Raw genomic sequence first — 16,136 nt, forward strand, 5'->3', positions numbered from 1 at the left:
CAGCGCCCCTTTAACAACTTACGGCCTCACCCCAAGAGTATGGCAAATCGCATAACTCAACTCTGCCCGATTCAAGGTATAGAAATGGAAATCCTTCACCCCTTCACGGCTTAAAATCTTCACCATATCCATCGCCACTGAGGCACCCACCATTTTGCGCGTCTCAGGATCATTATCCAGCCCTTCGAAAATACTGGTCATCCAGTGTGGTACCCGCACGTTGGTCATGGTGGCAAAGCGCTGAAGCTGTTTAAAATTGGATACCGGTAAAATGCCCGGCACGATTTCAACGTCGATGCCGGTAGCCACACAGCGGTCGCGAAAACGCAGATAGCTCTCAACATCAAAGAAGAACTGGGTAATTGCCCGGTTAGCACCCGCATCAATCTTACGCTTGAGGTTGATCAGGTCAGCTTGCGCGCTTTTAGCTTCAGGATGGACTTCTGGATAAGCCGCCACCGAGATATCAAAATCCCCTACGTCTTTCAGCAAGGTCACCAAATCAGATGCGTACATTTCTGGTTTACCACTATCCGGTGGCAAATCCCCTCGCAGAGCAACGATATGACGGATACCGCTGTTCCAGTAATCGGTAGCAATATCACGTAACTGAGTCGGTGAAGCATCAATGCAGGTCAGATGTGGTGCGGCTTCCAGGCCAGTGCGCTCTTTTATCCCTTTGATGATGCTGTGGGTACGATCGCGCTCGCCAGAGTTCGCGCCATAAGTCACCGAGACAAACTTGGGTTTCAGGGTGCTCAGACGATCAATCGAACTCCACAGGGTCTCTTCCATCTCGCTGGTACGCGGCGGGAAAAACTCAAAAGAAACATTAATCTGACCCTGCAACTCTGACAGACTTTGATTCAGCGCTTCCCGCTGGTTGGCGTGGAAAAAACTCATACCCTGTTACTCCATTGTCGTTATGACGACTTATGTTATCTGTTACCGCTCATTTATGAGCGTCTATACGTTTAGACGGCTAAATAGAAAATGACGGAAGTTGGCTAAAGAGTCAACTTTTAAATAAGTTTAGGGTGATGATTAATCTTCACACGCCATACGCGGAAAATTCATGTAGACCTCTAACCCTTGAAGTTACAGGGGTTCGCGGTATTCGCTTACTGCCTGTCAGCAATATGCGCTCTTGGGGACCGGCATTAAAGAGGGATGGGTTAAAGAGGCAGTTTCGCCTCCTCCGCTTAAGCAGAAGAGGCGAGTTAATGCAAATTACAGCAATTGAGACAGGCGGTTTAAATCAGACTGAATTGCACCAGCAGTAACATCACGCCCGGCACCTGGGCCACGAATGACCAGTGGGTTATCGCGATACCAACGGCTCTCAATGGCAAAGACGTTATCGCACGGCAGCAATGAGGCCAGCGGATGGTCAGCACGGACTGCTTCAACGCCCACTCGAGCCTTACCATTAGCATCAAAGCGTGCCACGTAACGTAACACCAACCCCATCTCATTCGCGGCTTCTAAGCGCTGAATCATTTGCTGATTCAATGCTTCGCCATTTTCAAAGAACTGATCTACCGACCCCACATCAGCACCAGCAGGCACCAGCGACTCCACCCGCACCTGATTCGGTTCAATGTCATAACCCGCTTCACGGGCCAGAATCACCAGTTTACGCATCACATCCTGGCCTGAAAGATCCACACGTGGATCTGGCTCAGTCAGACCTTGTTGCCAGGCTTGATCTACTAATTCGGTAAAGGGTACCGTGCCGTCAAATTGCAGGAATAACCACGACAGCGTGCCGGAGAAGATACCACTGATCGCCAAGATACTGTCGCCGCTATCACGTAGATCACGCACCGTGTGGTTAACCGGTAAGCCAGCGCCCACCGTGGCGTTGTACAGCCAGTGGCGGCCGGTTTTGGCAAAAGCATCGCGAATTTGGCGGTAGTTATTGCTACTGGATGCTCCGGCCAGTTTGTTGGCGCTGATAACGTGGAAACCGTAGCTGGCGAAATCCAGATATTGTCCGGCCAGCGACTCACTAGCGGTCACATCCAGCACCACCAAATCATCAAACGGGTGTGCTCGCATCCATAAAAACAGCGACTCTTCATCCTGCTCTTTGGCTTCGTCATCATAAAATGCCAATGTCCGACTGGCATCCAGCCCATCGTAACTTAACAGGCTGCGGCGGCTATCCACCACACCTGCTAGCACAAACTCAAAACCACTGCGCGCCGAGATATTCTTCTGCTCGCGGGCGAACAGTTCCAGCCAGCGGGCACCAATATTACCTTTGCCAAACAGCATCAGACCAATGCGTTTTTCTGCACGGAACAGTGATTGGTGCAAGCCCTGAATCAGGTGTTCAGTCGGACCAAGGCGCAAAACGGCCACCATGCTGATCCCATCTTCTGCCTGCCAAATAAACTCAACTGGCTGATCTTTTAACTGTTGGTAGAACCGGTGGCTGTGCAGTGGGTTCTTGCAAACCCCCGCGCCCACCAGTGCGACCAGTGCCAGCCCTTCGCGTAGGGATAATTTACCCGGCAGCGCGGCATCTTCCAGCACTCTTAGTGCACTGTTAACTACTTCGGAGGTATAGCAGAGTTGCAACAGATTGCGATCGGGATGAATACCGGTGGCTAGCGGTTTGATTTGCGCACGTTTGAGTAGCAAATCAATCTCTTTCTGCGCCAGCGAGAAATCGTGATGACCGGCAATCTGCAATTCGATCAGGCAGACATCATCATGGCTGGTAACGATTTTCGCCCCCGAACCTGATGCCAGTACGCGCTCAATGCGGGTTGAACCCTGCTCTGGCTGATAACTACAACGCAGTTGTAAATCGATATCGCTGCCTGAAACCGGCTGTAGCGTGCGGGTATGCAGCACCGGTGCTGCCAGACGGGCCAATTCACTGGCTTCATCCAATCGTAGCAACGGTAACAGACAGGCATCTTTTACTTTGCGTGGGTCAGCACTGTATACCCCAGCAACATCACTCCAGATGGTCACGCGCTCGACACCCGCCAGCGCCCCGACTTGTGTCGCCGAGTAGTCACTGCCGTTACGCCCCAGCAGCACGGTTTCACCGGAATTACTGCGCGAGATAAACCCTGTCACCACCAAACGTTGATGTGGGTGCTGGGCCATTAATTGTTGTAACAGCGGGTAAGAACGGCCTTCATCGATTTGTGGTTGTGCCGCACGCTCTGCACGCAGGAAACTACGGGCATCCAGCCAGGTGGCGTTCATATCCTGCTTGTTTAAAACCGCCGCCATCAAACGGGCGGACCAAATCTCACCGTGCCCCACCACTTCGGCGTAAATTGCATCGTCGACTTTGTTATCCAGCAGGCCCGCCAGACGCTCCAAATCATGGATAAACTCACTAATCAGCGGTTCGGCCATTTCTGGAGACAATAAACCACTGATCAGATCATGTTGATAACGACGTAAATTTTGTTGCACCTGATGAGCAGAAAGACGATCACTTTGGCTCAGTTTCAACCAGCTAATCAGTTGGTTGGTGGTACTGCCTGCCGCAGACACCACCATCAGATCACCAGGATGACTGTAATTGGCCATAATATTGGCCACCCGCAGGTAACACTTCACATCCGCAAGGCTACTACCACCAAACTTATGCAGTTGACGGCCGGTCACCGCCGCTGCTACCGCTGTTGCATTCATGCTTACCTCGTTCCCGCCAACTGGAAAGCATTTTCCAAATCGGCAATCAAATCTTCGCTGTCTTCAATACCCACGGAAATGCGCAACAAGCTGTCAGTAATACCTGCGGCAATGCGCGCTTCTGGTGCCATACCGGCATGGGTCATGGTCGCTGCATGGGAAATCAGACTTTCCACACCGCCCAAAGACTCCGCCAGAGTAAATAACTCAAGGGCTGAGAGGAAGCGACGCAGTAGCTGTTCATCACCATCAAGCTCAAAACTGAGCATCGCACCGAAACCAGACTGCTGACGGCAGGCAATTTCGTGGCCGGGATGTTGTGGCAGAGAAGGATGATACAGCTTTTTCACTAAAGGCTGCTGCTGTAAATAACGAACAATCTCATCCGCGTTACGTTGCTGCTGAGCCATACGTGGCGACAAGGTACGCAAACCGCGTAATAACAGGTAGCTATCAAATGCTGCCCCCGTTACCCCGATATTATTCGCCCACCATGCCAGCTCAACCGCCAGCTCAGGATCTTTGGCAATTACCGCACCAGCGACCACATCAGAGTGACCATTTAGGTATTTAGTACAGGAGTGAACCACCAAATCCGCCCCTAAAGAGAGTGGCTGCTGCAAGGCAGGGCTGAGGAACGTGTTATCACAAACCGTCAGAGCACCTACTGCATGTGCCGCCTTGCAGATAGCGGCAATATCTACCACCCGTAGCAGCGGATTACTGGGTGTTTCAATCAATATAAGCTTGGGTTTTTCCGCCAAGGCCCGGCTCAATGCCGTTTCATCACCCTGATCGACAAACAGCACCCGATAAGCACCGCGCTTGCTCAGACTATCGAATAAACGATAACTGCCGCCGTAACAGTCGTGTGGGGCGACCAGCAAGTCACCCGGTTTTAGGAATGTGGTGCAAACCAAATGAATCGCCGACATCCCGCTGCTGGTCATGACTGCACCCGCACCACCTTCCAGTTCCGCCAGTGCACGCTGTACCACATCGCGCGTCGGATTCCCGCGACGTGAATAATCATGTGCGCGCGGCTGATTAAAATCGATAAAATTATAGGTACTGGAGAGGTGAATCGGGGGGACAACGCAGCCGTATTGCTCGTCATCGTTCAACCCGCTACGGACTGCTATTGTTGCCTGTTTACGCGTCATATGGATTTCCACCAGCCGGTTATCAAGAAAATGTTACGCCAGATTAGACGCACAAATTACGGACGTCAATACATCTGGACATCTAAACTTCTTTGCGTATAGATTGAGCAATGGAATAATAACCGCTAAAATTGTAGAGGCTTTAACTATCTTAATGATGTCAGTGAGTTTTCGGTGGTGTTTTGTTTAACCGCAAAGACCATATCGAAAGGTAACGGCTATCAATAAGTAGTAAAATGATTAAATGGGTGATGTTGCTCTAGTAAAATCGACATTTATTTAGTGAGAACAGCGAAGATCGGGCATAATTGGCCGGTTTTCAGAATTTTGTATTTTCCCGACAAATTTAAGGTGTCCCATGGCTGAGTGGAACGGCGAGTATGTCAGCCCTTACGCTGAACACGGTAAGAAAAGCGAACAGGTCAAAAAAATTACGGTATCCATTCCGCTGAAGGTGTTAAAAATCCTCACCGATGAACGGACCCGCCGTCAGGTGAACAACCTGCGCCACGCCACCAACAGTGAATTGTTGTGTGAGGCCTTTTTGCATGCATTTACCGGCCAGCCGCTACCGAATGACGAAGACCTGCGTAAAGAACGTAGCGATGAAATCCCGGAAGCCGCGAAAATTTTAATGCGTGAGTTGGGTGTTGACCCCGATACCTGGGAATACTAATCCCCAGCGACCACTCGGTTCATTAGTCATAGTGAACCTGAAATGTAGAAACAAAAAAGGCACCCGAAGGTGCCTTTTTCATCTGACGGGCAATAATTACTTCTTAGCGCCCGGCATGCTGAAACGCTTGTTAAAGCGGTCAACACGGCCACCGGTAGCAACATCACGCTGCTTGCCAGTGTAGAACGGGTGGCATTCGCCGCACACGTCCAGATTCAGGTCATGACCAACAGTAGAGTTGATCTTGATAACGTTACCGCAAGAGCAAGAAGCAGTAACTTGTTCGTATTTAGGGTGGATACCTTGTTTCATGGAAAACCTCTATATTTAGGCCGTGTCGCTATCCAGCCCTGTTCCGCCAGACACCACACGATTGATAAATAACAATTTGATTGTTAACGAACAGCTGCGGATAAAGTAAGCAACGGTTGTTAACAGGATTTGATATCGAATTATACCAAAGGCGGCGAATCATACAGAATTTGACCAAACCGCGCAATCGAATCCGCACATTGTGAAGCACGCAGTGTAAACTGTTCAATCTTTATTTAGACCCGTCATACTTCAAGTTGCATGTGCGTTGGCTGTGCTCAATAACCCGAATCACTTACTCATGTAAGCTCATCGGGATTTTCTCGCTTGCCGCCTTCCTGCAACTCGAATTATTTAGGGTATAGGCCAATTGTACTTATTTAGACCAATTTTAGTTATCAGGATGAAAACACATGTCCGTTGTTCAAGTGGCATTACCCGTACCGTTGGCCCGTAGCTTTGATTACCGTTTAGACAGCGCCATGGCCTGCCCGGTGGTCGGTGCTCGCGTTAGTGTGCCATTTGGTAAACGCAAAGCCATCGGAATTGTGGTGGGTATCAGTGATACCAGCACATTCCCCCTTGAACAACTGAAAGCCATTGACGCCGTTCTGGATGAGCGCAGCTTATTCCCACCCAGCTTGTGGCGCATTCTCTGCTGGGCAACCGAGTATTATCATTACCCGATAGGTGAAGTGCTGTTCCATGCTCTACCTATTCTGTTGCGCCAAGGGAAGCCTGCCCAATCTGCGCCGTTGTGGCAGTGGTTCGCAACCGAACAAGGGCGAGCCACACCACCGGAAAGCTTAAAACGCGCCCCGAAGCAGCAACAAGCGCTTGCCGCATTATTGCAAAAACCGGTCTATCGCCATCAAGTTAATGAAATGGCACTCACCGAAAGCGCATTGCAGGCATTACGCAGTAAAGGGCTAATTGACCTGCGGGCACAGGAAATCGCGACTACCGATTGGCGCAACGGCTTCGCCGTTCTGGGTGAGCGCCTGCGGCTGAATACCGAGCAGGCAACCGCCGTTGGGGCGATTCGCAGTGAAGATACCCAGTTTGCAGTCTGGCTGCTGGCTGGGGTGACCGGCTCCGGTAAAACAGAAGTTTATCTGAGCGTGCTGGAAAATATTCTGGCACAAGGCCGCCAGGCGTTGGTTTTAGTCCCTGAGATCGGCCTGACCCCACAGACTATCGCTCGTTTTCGCGAAAGGTTTAACGCCCCCGTTGAGGTGCTCCATTCAGGTTTAAATGACAGCGAACGTTTGTCCGTCTGGCTACGGGCGCGTAACGGCGAAGCCGCAATTGTTATTGGTACCCGCTCGGCACTGTTTACGCCGTTTTCCCGCCTCGGGGTCATTATTATCGATGAAGAGCACGACAGCTCTTATAAACAGCAAGAAGGCTGGCGGTATCATGCCCGGGATTTAGCCGTATTTCGGGCCCGTGAAGAAGGCATTCCTATCGTGATGGGCACGGCGACCCCGGCGCTTGAGACCCTGCACAATGTGCAAATGGGTAAATATCGCCAGTTGACGCTATCTAAACGGGCGGGGAATGCCAAACCCGCCGTACAGCATTTGCTCGATTTAAAAGGCTTACCGCTTAAAGTTGGCCTCTCTCAGCCACTGCTAAAACGGATGAAAACCCATTTACAGGCCGATAATCAGGTAATTTTGTTCCTGAACCGCCGTGGCTATGCTCCCGCGCTACTGTGCCATGAGTGTGGCTGGATTGCTGAATGCCAGCGTTGCGACCACTATTACACCTTGCATCAAAATCACCGTCAGTTGCGCTGCCACCATTGCGACAGCCAGCGCCCGGTGCCTCAGCAATGCCCAAAATGTGGTTCAACCCATCTGGTCTCTGTCGGTGTTGGCACTGAACAGTTAGAGAACGAACTGGCTCCTCTGTTCCCGGATACTCCCATCACTCGAATTGACCGCGATACCACCAGCCGCAAAGGCTCGCTGGAACAGCATTTGGCTGATGTCCATCAAGGGGGATCGCGCATCTTGATTGGTACCCAAATGTTGGCTAAAGGGCATCACTTCCCTGATGTCACGCTAGTGGCCTTGCTGGATGTCGATGGCGCACTGTTCTCGGCAGATTTCCGTTCGGCAGAACGGTTTGCCCAGCTTTATACACAAGTTTCAGGTCGTGCCGGGCGCGCGGGTAAGCAAGGTGAAGTTATTTTACAAACACACCACCCTGAGCATCCACTGCTGCAAATTTTGCTGCAACAGGGCTACGATGCCTTTGCCAAACAGGCCCTAGAGGAACGTAAAAGCGTATTTTTACCGCCTTATACCAGCCATATCATCGTGCGCAGTGAAGATCACGATAACCAGCAATCCGCGCTGTTCCTGCAACAATTGCGTAATTTGCTGGAAGCCAGCCCACTCAAAGATGATGCATTGTGGATTATGGGGCCAGTGCCCGCATTGCAGGCCAAACGCAGTGGACGCTTCCGTTGGCAATTGCTGTTACAGCACCCTTCACGGCAATTGCTACAACGGCTGATTAAAACCTCTCAGCCGCTAATCAATACATTGCCGCAGGCACGTAAGGTTAAGTGGACGTTGGATGTTGACCCAATAGACAGCTAATTCCCCGCCTTAATTAATGCCAATAACGTTGAGTACTCTCTCTTTCACTTGGGGAATTTATTGTTTGATCTGTGCCACAAAGCAATCGATTACCCCGCTTTCTGCGAGCCAGTTCGAAAAAACCTACTTATGTCACACTTTTTATGCAAATTAGGTAACAAATTACCCCCACTATCTGTATAGAATGACGGAAAGCCTGCATTAAGCATCAGTGCTGGCTCGGAGCCAGAGCAAGGAGAAAGGCGTTGGAACATAAGAAAGAATTCACGATGGCTACCATGAAAGACGTTGCTGAAATGGCAGGTGTTTCAACTGCGACGGTGTCACGCGCACTGATGAACCCGGAAAAAGTGTCAACAGTAACCCGGCAAAAAGTGGAGCAAGCTGTTCTGGCGGTGGGTTATTCTCCTCATGCTTTGTCCCGCAATATTAAACGTAATGAATCGCGCACGATTCTGGTTATTGTACCGGATATTAGTGACCCGTTTTTTGCTGATATCATTCAAGGGATTGAGTATGCGGCAGCCCAGCAAGGTTATCTGATCTTAATTGGCGATTGCGCACAACAAACCCAGCAAGAGCGTAGCTTCGTTAACCTGATCATTACCAAGCAAATTGATGGCATGTTGTTGTTAGGTTCCAATCTGCCTTTTGATGCCAGCAAAGAAGAGCAGCGCAATTTGCCGCCAATGGTGATGGCAAACGAGTTCGCTCCTGAACTGGAACTGCCAACGGTACATATCGATAATCTGACTGCCGCTTATGAAGCGGTTAATTATCTACATGAATTGGGGCACAAACGTATTGCCTGTGTTGCCGGGCCGGAAAGTTTGCCGCTAAGTCATTATCGGCTCCAGGGCTATATTCAGGCACTGCGTCGTAATGGTATCGCTGTCGACAGTGACTATATTATGCGCGGTGACTTTAGCTATGAAGCTGGCGCAGAAACCTTTGCGGTGCTGATGGCATTACCTCATCCCCCAACAGCAATATTTTGTCACAATGATGTGATGGCGATAGGCGCGATGTGGCAGGCAAAGAGAATGGGACTACGTATCCCGCAGGATGTCTCGCTGGTAGGCTTTGACGATCTGAAGTTGTCACAGTATTGTGATCCCCCTTTGACCACCGTGGCTCAACCACGTTATCAAATTGGTCAGCAAGCCATGTTACTATTACTTGAGCAGCTACAAGGGCATTCAGTACAAAGTGGCTCCCGGTTGTTAGACACCGAGTTAATTGTCAGGGAAAGTACTGCTGCGCCTAAACGCTAGGCAAATATTCAGGGGTTCAGTAACATGACGGACTTATTCCATCATCAAGACGCAGCGAAACGATAGTGGCACAAAGAGATTATGTAAGCCGAGGGCGCTCAGGAGCGCGGCGCAAAAGCACCAGCCGGAAAAAACGCAGTGCGCCAGCAGTATCTAAAACCGTGGTGGCGCTGGCCGTCGCGCTATTAGTGGTATTTGTTGGTGGCCTCTATTTCATCACCCATAATAAGCCGGGTGAGCTTCCGTTATTGCCCAGCCATGATCCTCGTACCGGTAATGGGTTACCTCCCAAACCCGAAGAACGCTGGCGTTATATTAAAGAGCTGGAAAACCGTCAGATTGGTGTCCCAACACCTACAGAGCCCTCTGCTGGTGGCGAAGCCAATTCTAAAACGCAACTGACTAATGAGCAGCGCCAATTGCTAGAGCAGATGCAGGCAGATATGCGCCAGCAGCCAACGCAGTTATCAGAGGTTCCGTATAACCAAGGGATGACGGTGCCACGCTCTGCTGTGACCATCAAACCACCGGTCACGACCCTGCAACAGCAGCCGCTAACACCGCCGCGCCAGACTACCGCGCCGGTACAGCAGCAGACGCAGGTACAATCGCCTGTGGCTACCCCACAACGCGCGCAACCGGCAGCTCCGGTAACACCGGCCGTTACACCGCCGAAACCGGAAAAAGAGAAAGAAAAAGCACAACGTTGGATGGTGCAGTGTGGTTCATTCAAAGCCATCGATCAGGCCGAATCTATCCGCGCCCAATTGGCATTTGGCGGTATCGAAAGCCGCATTACCAGCGGTGGTGGCTGGAATCGTGTGGTCCTTGGCCCTTACAGTACCAAAGCAGCCGCTGATAGTACCTTGCAACGTTTGAAAGGCGCGGGTCAATCAGGATGCATTCCCCTCACTGTAGGGGGTTGAAAAGTCGCAATCCTCCCCCATTTATAATCTCAATATACCCCGTGCTGTTTTTTGACAGGCAGTACGGGGACTCATTCAGTCTGCAACGAGGGTCCGCTCGTGACAACAATTGTAAGTGTACGTCGTAATGGTCATGTCGTTATTGGTGGTGATGGCCAGGTCACTCTGGGTAATACCGTAATGAAGGGTAATGCCAAAAAAGTACGCCGCCTTTATAACAATAAAGTGATTGCGGGCTTTGCTGGCGGTACTGCCGATGCCTTTACGCTGTTTGAGCTGTTTGAGCGCAAACTGGAGATGCATCAAGGCCACCTGACTAAAGCGGCTGTCGAGTTAGCCAAAGACTGGCGTACTGATCGTATGTTACGCAAGCTTGAAGCACTACTGGCTGTAGCGGATGAAACAGCATCACTCATCATTACCGGCAACGGCGATGTTGTTCAACCAGAAGACGACCTGATTGCTATCGGTTCCGGTGGGCCTTATGCCCAATCTGCCGCGCGCGCGCTGTTAGACAATACTGAATTAAGTGCCAAAGATATCGTTGAGAAGTCTCTGAGCATTGCGGGGGATATCTGTATCTATACCAACCGCTTCCAAACCATCGAAGAATTAACGTATAAAGCGTAAGGATAGAGTGACATGTCTGAAATGACCCCACGCGAAATCGTCAGCGAACTTGATAGCTACATCATCGGCCAGGATAAAGCTAAACGTGCGGTGGCAATTGCCCTGCGTAACCGCTGGCGCCGTATGCAGCTCAATGAAGAGTTGCGTCACGAAGTTACCCCTAAAAACATTCTGATGATCGGTCCAACCGGTGTCGGTAAAACTGAAATTGCTCGCCGTCTGGCAAAATTGGCCAATGCGCCATTTATCAAAGTTGAAGCGACCAAATTCACCGAAGTGGGTTATGTTGGTAAAGAAGTGGATTCTATTATCCGCGATCTGACCGATGCGGCTGTGAAAATGGTTCGCCATCAATCAATTGAGAAAATGCGTTACCGGGCTGAAGAGTTAGCCGAAGAACGTATTCTGGACGTGTTGATTCCACCGGCCAAAAATAACTGGGGCCAGCCGGATGAAACACAAGAGCCATCCGCTACCCGCCAGGCTTTCCGCAAAAAATTACGTGAAGGGCAACTGGACGACAAAGAGATTGAAATCGATCTGGCTGCTTCGCCGATGGGGGTTGAAATCATGGCACCTCCTGGCATGGAAGAGATGACTAACCAGTTACAATCTATGTTCCAGAACATCGCCGGTCAGAAACAAAAACCGCGTAAAGTCAAAATCAAAGACGCATTCAAACTGCTGATTGAGGAAGAAGGCGCGAAACTGGTCAATCCAGAAGAGCTGAAACAGCAGGCGATTGATGCCGTTGAACAACACGGGATCGTGTTCATCGATGAAATCGATAAAATCTGTAAACGCGGTCAAACGTCAGGCCCGGATGTGTCCCGTGAAGGGGTACAGCGTGACTTGCTGCCATTGGTCGAAGGTTGCACCGTATCAACTAAACACGGCATGGTGAAAACTGACCATATCTTGTTTATTGCCTCCGGCGCATTCCAGGTGTCCAGCCCGTCAGATCTTATCCCGGAATTGCAAGGCCGCCTGCCAATCCGCGTTGAATTGCAGGCGCTGACCACCGATGATTTCGAGCGTATCCTGACCGAGCCAAGTGCCTCATTAACCGAGCAGTACAAAGCGCTGATGGCTACTGAAGGGGTTACCGTTGAATTTACTCGCGAAGGTATCCGCAAAATTGCTGAAGCAGCATGGCAAGTTAACGAGCGCACCGAGAATATCGGCGCACGCCGCTTGCATACCGTGCTGGAGCGTTTGATGGAAGATATCTCCTATGACGCTAGCGAAAGTAATGGTCAATCCATCACTATTGATGCTGTATATGTTGGTAAGCATCTTGATGAGCTGGTAGCAGATGAAGATCTGAGTCGTTTTATCCTATAATTCGCTTTATATCTTTATGCTGGATAAAATAGTCCGCCAAGACAATATCGAGTGGGAGGCATCGCCTCCCACTGTTGTTTTTTGACAGACATAATGTTTTTAACACGCCGATATGGGCGGACCAGACTCCTAATATAATAAAATGAAGCGAAACATGAGCCTATCAACCAACACCAGCCAGACCCAGGCTTGGCTGGAAAGCCTGCGACCACGAACCCTGCCACTGGCCTTTGCCTCAATCGTTACCGGTTCAGCCCTTGCTGTCTGGCTCGATAGTTTTAAACCTGCCGTAGCACTCCTCGCCTTATTAACTGCTGGCCTGCTGCAAATTCTATCTAATCTGGCTAATGATTACGGTGATGCCATCAAGGGCAGTGATACTGAAGAGCGTATCGGGCCATTGCGCGGGATGCAAAAAGGGATGATTACCCGCCAGCAGATGAAAGTGGCGCTGATTGTCACCGTTATTCTGACGATTATTTCCGGTATCGCACTCATTGCTGTGGCCTGTGAAAAACCCAGCGATGTTTTAGGCTTTTTATTGCTTGGGTTAATGGCAATTGTGGCAGCTATTACCTATACCGTCGGTAGCAAACCCTATGGTTATATGGGGCTGGGTGATATTTCAGTACTGGTCTTCTTCGGCTGGCTGAGTGTCGCGGGGACTTACTATCTCCAGGCTGGGCACTTTGACACTATCGTGATGTTACCCGCCACGGCCTGCGGTTTACTGGCAACGGCGGTTTTGAATATTAATAATTTGCGCGATATTGAAAACGACGCAGCTAATGGTAAAAACACGTTGGCAGTGCGTTTGGGGCCGGTGGTCGCACGTTATTATCATGCCATATTAATCGCGGCAGCAATTTTGTGCCTGGCAATATTCACACTTCAGAATTTGCATAGCTGGGCCGGCTGGATCTTTATTCTAGCCGTTCCGTTACTGGTCAAACATGCGCTGTTTGTACTGCGTGAGCCTACTGCTGCGGGTATGCGCCCAATGCTTGAGCATATGGTTAAAGCCGCATTACTGACCAACGTTCTGTTTGCTGTCGGTCTGGTATTCAGTTAATCCCAGCGATTTGTTCTTCAAACCTTCTCCGGGCCACACCCCATAAAGGCCAGCCCGGATAAATTTAACAATTGATGATTTTGCCAACAGCAGCCAGAAAGGGATATACTTAATCTCCCAGCCGCAACCAGACGTTAATCCTATGAAATATGATACTTCCGAACTCTGTGATACCTATCATGAAGAGGTAAATGTGGTAGAACCACTGTTCTCCAATTTTGGGGGGCGCACTTCATTTGGTGGCAAGATTACTACTGTAAAATGTTTCGAAGATAACGGCTTGTTGTTCGACCTGCTTGAAGAAAATGGTCTGGGCCGTGTTCTGGTCGTCGATGGCGGTGGCTCAGTGCGCCGTGCATTAATCGATGCTGAGTTAGCTGAATTAGCATTGAAAAACGAGTGGGAAGGCATTGTGGTTTACGGTGCTGTGCGTCAGGTAGACGATCTGGCGGAGTTAGATATCGGTATTCAGGCAATGGCTGCAATTCCGGTAGGTGCGGCAGATGAAGGCATTGGTGAGAGCGACATCCGTGTGAACTTTGGCGGTGTAACATTCTTCTCTGGTGACCACTTGTACGCAGATAACACTGGGATCATCTTGTCAGAAGAACCACTGGATATTGAATAATATCCCTCTGATTTTCATAAGAAAGGGCGATATTGATATCGCCCTTTTTGCTACTTCGTATTTGCAGTAGCTACGTGACAAGCCGCCTTCAACAACCGATTACGGTTGCGTTAAGCCAGCTAGCACTTAGACTTCTTCCATCTTTCCCAACAGTGCCCGCAGACGATCCTGCCAAACATGCTGCTCTTGTTTTAGTTGCTCATTTTCGCGCACTAAGGCTTCACGGCCACCAGCAGCATCCTGAACTTCTTGGGACAGGGTGTTATTCTTCTCTTTCAGCTCTTCAATTTCCATCTGTAGCAAAGTGATGGTATCAATCGCCTGCTGAACTTTAACTTCCAATTTCTCAAATACTTCAAATGACATTCTTCGGTCCCCTTATGGTAGCAAGGCGTACATCTTTTGGTCGCAGTCATCATTCTTAGCCGACGTCGCCGTATTAACTAAGTCACCGTATCTACTGAGCTGACACTCGGCAGATGAAACTGCTGTGAATACTTATCGCGCTATATATCCATCGAACTAGGTGTAACAAGCGCTATGTTCTAACGCGTTCCTTTGCAGAGGCAACGCAGCTTGATAAAAACGATGCTCTTGATAAACCGATTGTATGTAGCCAGCCCCCCCCTGTCTAGCGCCATACCGGTACAAACCACACTCTGTAGCAATTTCGTGTCAGTAACTATCAGCAAAAACCGAAAAACCGCTATGACCCATCCTGTAAAATTATACATGCCTTTAACAACTGATAGCGAAACCACTGGTCTGATCACACTTTCAAAGTCCCTTAACAGCCGTGAATAACGCGAAATCGCTCATTTTTATGACACACCACACACATTTTGATTTCGCTATTTCTCGTTTGTGCTCGTTAACGATAAATTTACATCACTCCCTTCGCGGTTCGAAGGGCAAAAATAAGAAATACCCTATAAATCTCTGTCTGTAGGACATCTACTATGAGCCAAACCGCTAGTTCGACGTTGAAGGGCCAGTGTATTGCGGAGTTTCTCGGTACCGGTCTGCTGATCTTTTTTGGTGTAGGCTGCGTTGCTGCATTGAAGTTGGCTGGAGCCAGTTTTGGGCAGTGGGAAATCAGTATCATTTGGGGCCTGGGTGTTGCCATGGCCATCTATTTGACAGCAGCAATCTCAGGTGCACATCTTAATCCGGCCGTAACCATTGCATTGTGGTTATTCGCTTGTTTCGATCGCCGTAAAGTTCTCCCTTACATTGTGGCGCAGGTTGCCGGCGCATTTTGCGCTGCCGCGTTAGTGTATGGCCTCTATTACAACCTGTTTGTCGATTTCGAACAAACGCACCAAGTGGTTCGCGGTAGCGCCGAGAGCCTGAATCTAGCCGGAATCTTCTCAACTTATCCAAATCCACATATTTCTGTGTTCCAGGCCTTCCTGGTTGAAACAGTGATTACTGCCATTCTGATGTGTCTGATTCTGGCACTGACCGATGATGGTAACGGTATTCCACGCGGCCCACTGGCTCCTCTACTGATTGGTATCTTGATTGCCGTTATCGGTGCATCTATGGGTCCATTGACTGGGTTTGCATTGAATCCAGCACGTGACTTTGGTCCAAAGGTATTCGCTTATCTGGCAGGTTGGGGCGAAATTGCCTTCACTGGCGGGCGCGATATTCCTTACTTCCTGGTCCCTATTTTCGGGCCTATCGTCGGTGCTTTACTCGGTGCTTTCGGTTATCGCGCCCTGATTGGCCGCCATTTACCATGCGATGTGTGCGTGGTTGATGATGAAGAAACCACGGTAACGACCACAGAACGTAAAGCATAAATAATAGATACTACCCAATAGATTT

General features: G+C 49.8%; 14 protein-coding genes. 9 read left to right on the forward strand and 5 right to left on the reverse strand.

The annotated features are described in order from the left end of the window. Positions 1 to 18: 18 nt before the first annotated feature. From metF to metB, 3 genes are all read right to left on the reverse strand, one after another. Positions 19 to 903, reverse strand: coding sequence for a methylenetetrahydrofolate reductase (metF, locus tag V1953_RS20645; protein WP_083161792.1), 885 nt, complete (start codon positions 901 to 903; stop codon positions 19 to 21). A 327-nt stretch (positions 904 to 1,230) separates the two neighbouring features. Beyond that, positions 1,231 to 3,666 (reverse strand): bifunctional aspartate kinase/homoserine dehydrogenase II, encoded by a 2,436-nt coding sequence (locus V1953_RS20650; RefSeq protein ID WP_083161790.1) that lies wholly within the window; start codon positions 3,664 to 3,666, stop codon positions 1,231 to 1,233. Between the two features lie 2 nt (positions 3,667 to 3,668). Next, a complete protein-coding gene (gene metB / locus V1953_RS20655) occupies positions 3,669 to 4,829 on the reverse strand; it encodes a cystathionine gamma-synthase (protein ID WP_083161788.1) in 1,161 nt (386 codons plus the stop codon). 358 nt (positions 4,830 to 5,187) lie between these two features. Between metB and metJ the strand changes: the two genes are divergently transcribed. Further along, on the forward strand, positions 5,188 to 5,505 hold the full coding sequence (metJ, locus tag V1953_RS20660; RefSeq protein WP_004392248.1) for a met regulon transcriptional regulator MetJ: 318 nt from the start codon (positions 5,188 to 5,190) through the stop codon (positions 5,503 to 5,505). A gap of 96 nt (positions 5,506 to 5,601) precedes the next feature. On the opposite strand, the gene rpmE is transcribed toward metJ, so the two are convergent. Then, on the reverse strand, positions 5,602 to 5,817 hold the full coding sequence (gene rpmE / locus V1953_RS20665; protein WP_083161786.1) for a 50S ribosomal protein L31: 216 nt from the start codon (positions 5,815 to 5,817) through the stop codon (positions 5,602 to 5,604). A 413-nt stretch (positions 5,818 to 6,230) separates the two neighbouring features. Here rpmE and priA point away from each other — a divergent pair, with 413 nt between their 5' ends. From priA to rraA, 7 genes are all read left to right on the forward strand, one after another. Continuing rightward, positions 6,231 to 8,429, forward strand: coding sequence for a primosomal protein N' (gene priA, locus V1953_RS20670; RefSeq protein ID WP_083161784.1), 2,199 nt, complete (start codon positions 6,231 to 6,233; stop codon positions 8,427 to 8,429). 245 nt (positions 8,430 to 8,674) lie between these two features. Then, the gene (cytR, locus tag V1953_RS20675) at positions 8,675 to 9,703 is read left to right on the forward strand and encodes a DNA-binding transcriptional regulator CytR (protein ID WP_083161782.1); all 1,029 of its coding nucleotides are present in this window, start codon (positions 8,675 to 8,677) and stop codon (positions 9,701 to 9,703) included. 65 nt (positions 9,704 to 9,768) lie between these two features. Beyond that, positions 9,769 to 10,629: a cell division protein FtsN gene (ftsN, locus tag V1953_RS20680; protein WP_442851254.1), complete on the forward strand. Its 861-nt coding sequence runs from the start codon at positions 9,769 to 9,771 to the stop codon at positions 10,627 to 10,629. A 99-nt stretch (positions 10,630 to 10,728) separates the two neighbouring features. Further along, a complete protein-coding gene (hslV, locus tag V1953_RS20685; RefSeq protein WP_005190517.1) occupies positions 10,729 to 11,259 on the forward strand; it encodes an ATP-dependent protease subunit HslV in 531 nt (176 codons plus the stop codon). A 12-nt stretch (positions 11,260 to 11,271) separates the two neighbouring features. Further along, complete coding sequence (hslU, locus tag V1953_RS20690; protein ID WP_083161778.1) at positions 11,272 to 12,603, forward strand: HslU--HslV peptidase ATPase subunit; 1,332 nt, start codon at positions 11,272 to 11,274, stop codon at positions 12,601 to 12,603. Positions 12,604 to 12,757: 154 nt separating this feature from the next. After that, entirely contained in the window at positions 12,758 to 13,675 is a 918-nt protein-coding gene (locus V1953_RS20695) for a 1,4-dihydroxy-2-naphthoate polyprenyltransferase (RefSeq protein WP_083161776.1), read from the forward strand. A 142-nt stretch (positions 13,676 to 13,817) separates the two neighbouring features. After that, positions 13,818 to 14,303, forward strand: a complete 486-nt coding sequence (gene rraA / locus V1953_RS20700; RefSeq protein ID WP_083161774.1) for a ribonuclease E activity regulator RraA — start codon at positions 13,818 to 13,820, stop codon at positions 14,301 to 14,303. A 126-nt stretch (positions 14,304 to 14,429) separates the two neighbouring features. On the opposite strand, the gene zapB is transcribed toward rraA, so the two are convergent. After that, entirely contained in the window at positions 14,430 to 14,669 is a 240-nt protein-coding gene (gene zapB / locus V1953_RS20705; RefSeq protein WP_004704796.1) for a septal ring assembly protein ZapB, read from the reverse strand. A gap of 593 nt (positions 14,670 to 15,262) precedes the next feature. Between zapB and V1953_RS20710 the strand changes: the two genes are divergently transcribed. Continuing rightward, positions 15,263 to 16,111 carry an MIP/aquaporin family protein gene (locus tag V1953_RS20710; RefSeq protein WP_083161772.1) on the forward strand — a complete coding sequence of 283 codons (849 nt, stop codon included), beginning with the start codon at positions 15,263 to 15,265 and terminating at the stop codon, positions 16,109 to 16,111. Positions 16,112 to 16,136: the final 25 nt, after the last annotated feature.

The organism is Yersinia sp. 2541 StPb PI, assembly GCF_052217145.1.
GTDB lineage: Bacteria > Pseudomonadota > Gammaproteobacteria > Enterobacterales > Enterobacteriaceae > Yersinia > Yersinia enterocolitica_E.

Coding starts and splice junctions, on each gene's coding strand:
- metF (WP_083161792.1), bottom strand. CDS start 903: ATGAGTTTTTTCCACGCCAACCAGCGGGAAGCGCTGAATCAAAGTCTG.
- metJ (WP_004392248.1), top strand. CDS start 5,188: ATGGCTGAGTGGAACGGCGAGTATGTCAGCCCTTACGCTGAACACGGT.
- V1953_RS20650 (WP_083161790.1), bottom strand. CDS start 3,666: ATGAATGCAACAGCGGTAGCAGCGGCGGTGACCGGCCGTCAACTGCAT.
- V1953_RS20695 (WP_083161776.1), top strand. CDS start 12,758: ATGAGCCTATCAACCAACACCAGCCAGACCCAGGCTTGGCTGGAAAGC.
- hslU (WP_083161778.1), top strand. CDS start 11,272: ATGTCTGAAATGACCCCACGCGAAATCGTCAGCGAACTTGATAGCTAC.
- priA (WP_083161784.1), top strand. CDS start 6,231: ATGTCCGTTGTTCAAGTGGCATTACCCGTACCGTTGGCCCGTAGCTTT.
- metB (WP_083161788.1), bottom strand. CDS start 4,829: ATGACGCGTAAACAGGCAACAATAGCAGTCCGTAGCGGGTTGAACGAT.
- V1953_RS20710 (WP_083161772.1), top strand. CDS start 15,263: ATGAGCCAAACCGCTAGTTCGACGTTGAAGGGCCAGTGTATTGCGGAG.
- rraA (WP_083161774.1), top strand. CDS start 13,818: ATGAAATATGATACTTCCGAACTCTGTGATACCTATCATGAAGAGGTA.
- zapB (WP_004704796.1), bottom strand. CDS start 14,669: ATGTCATTTGAAGTATTTGAGAAATTGGAAGTTAAAGTTCAGCAGGCG.
- rpmE (WP_083161786.1), bottom strand. CDS start 5,817: ATGAAACAAGGTATCCACCCTAAATACGAACAAGTTACTGCTTCTTGC.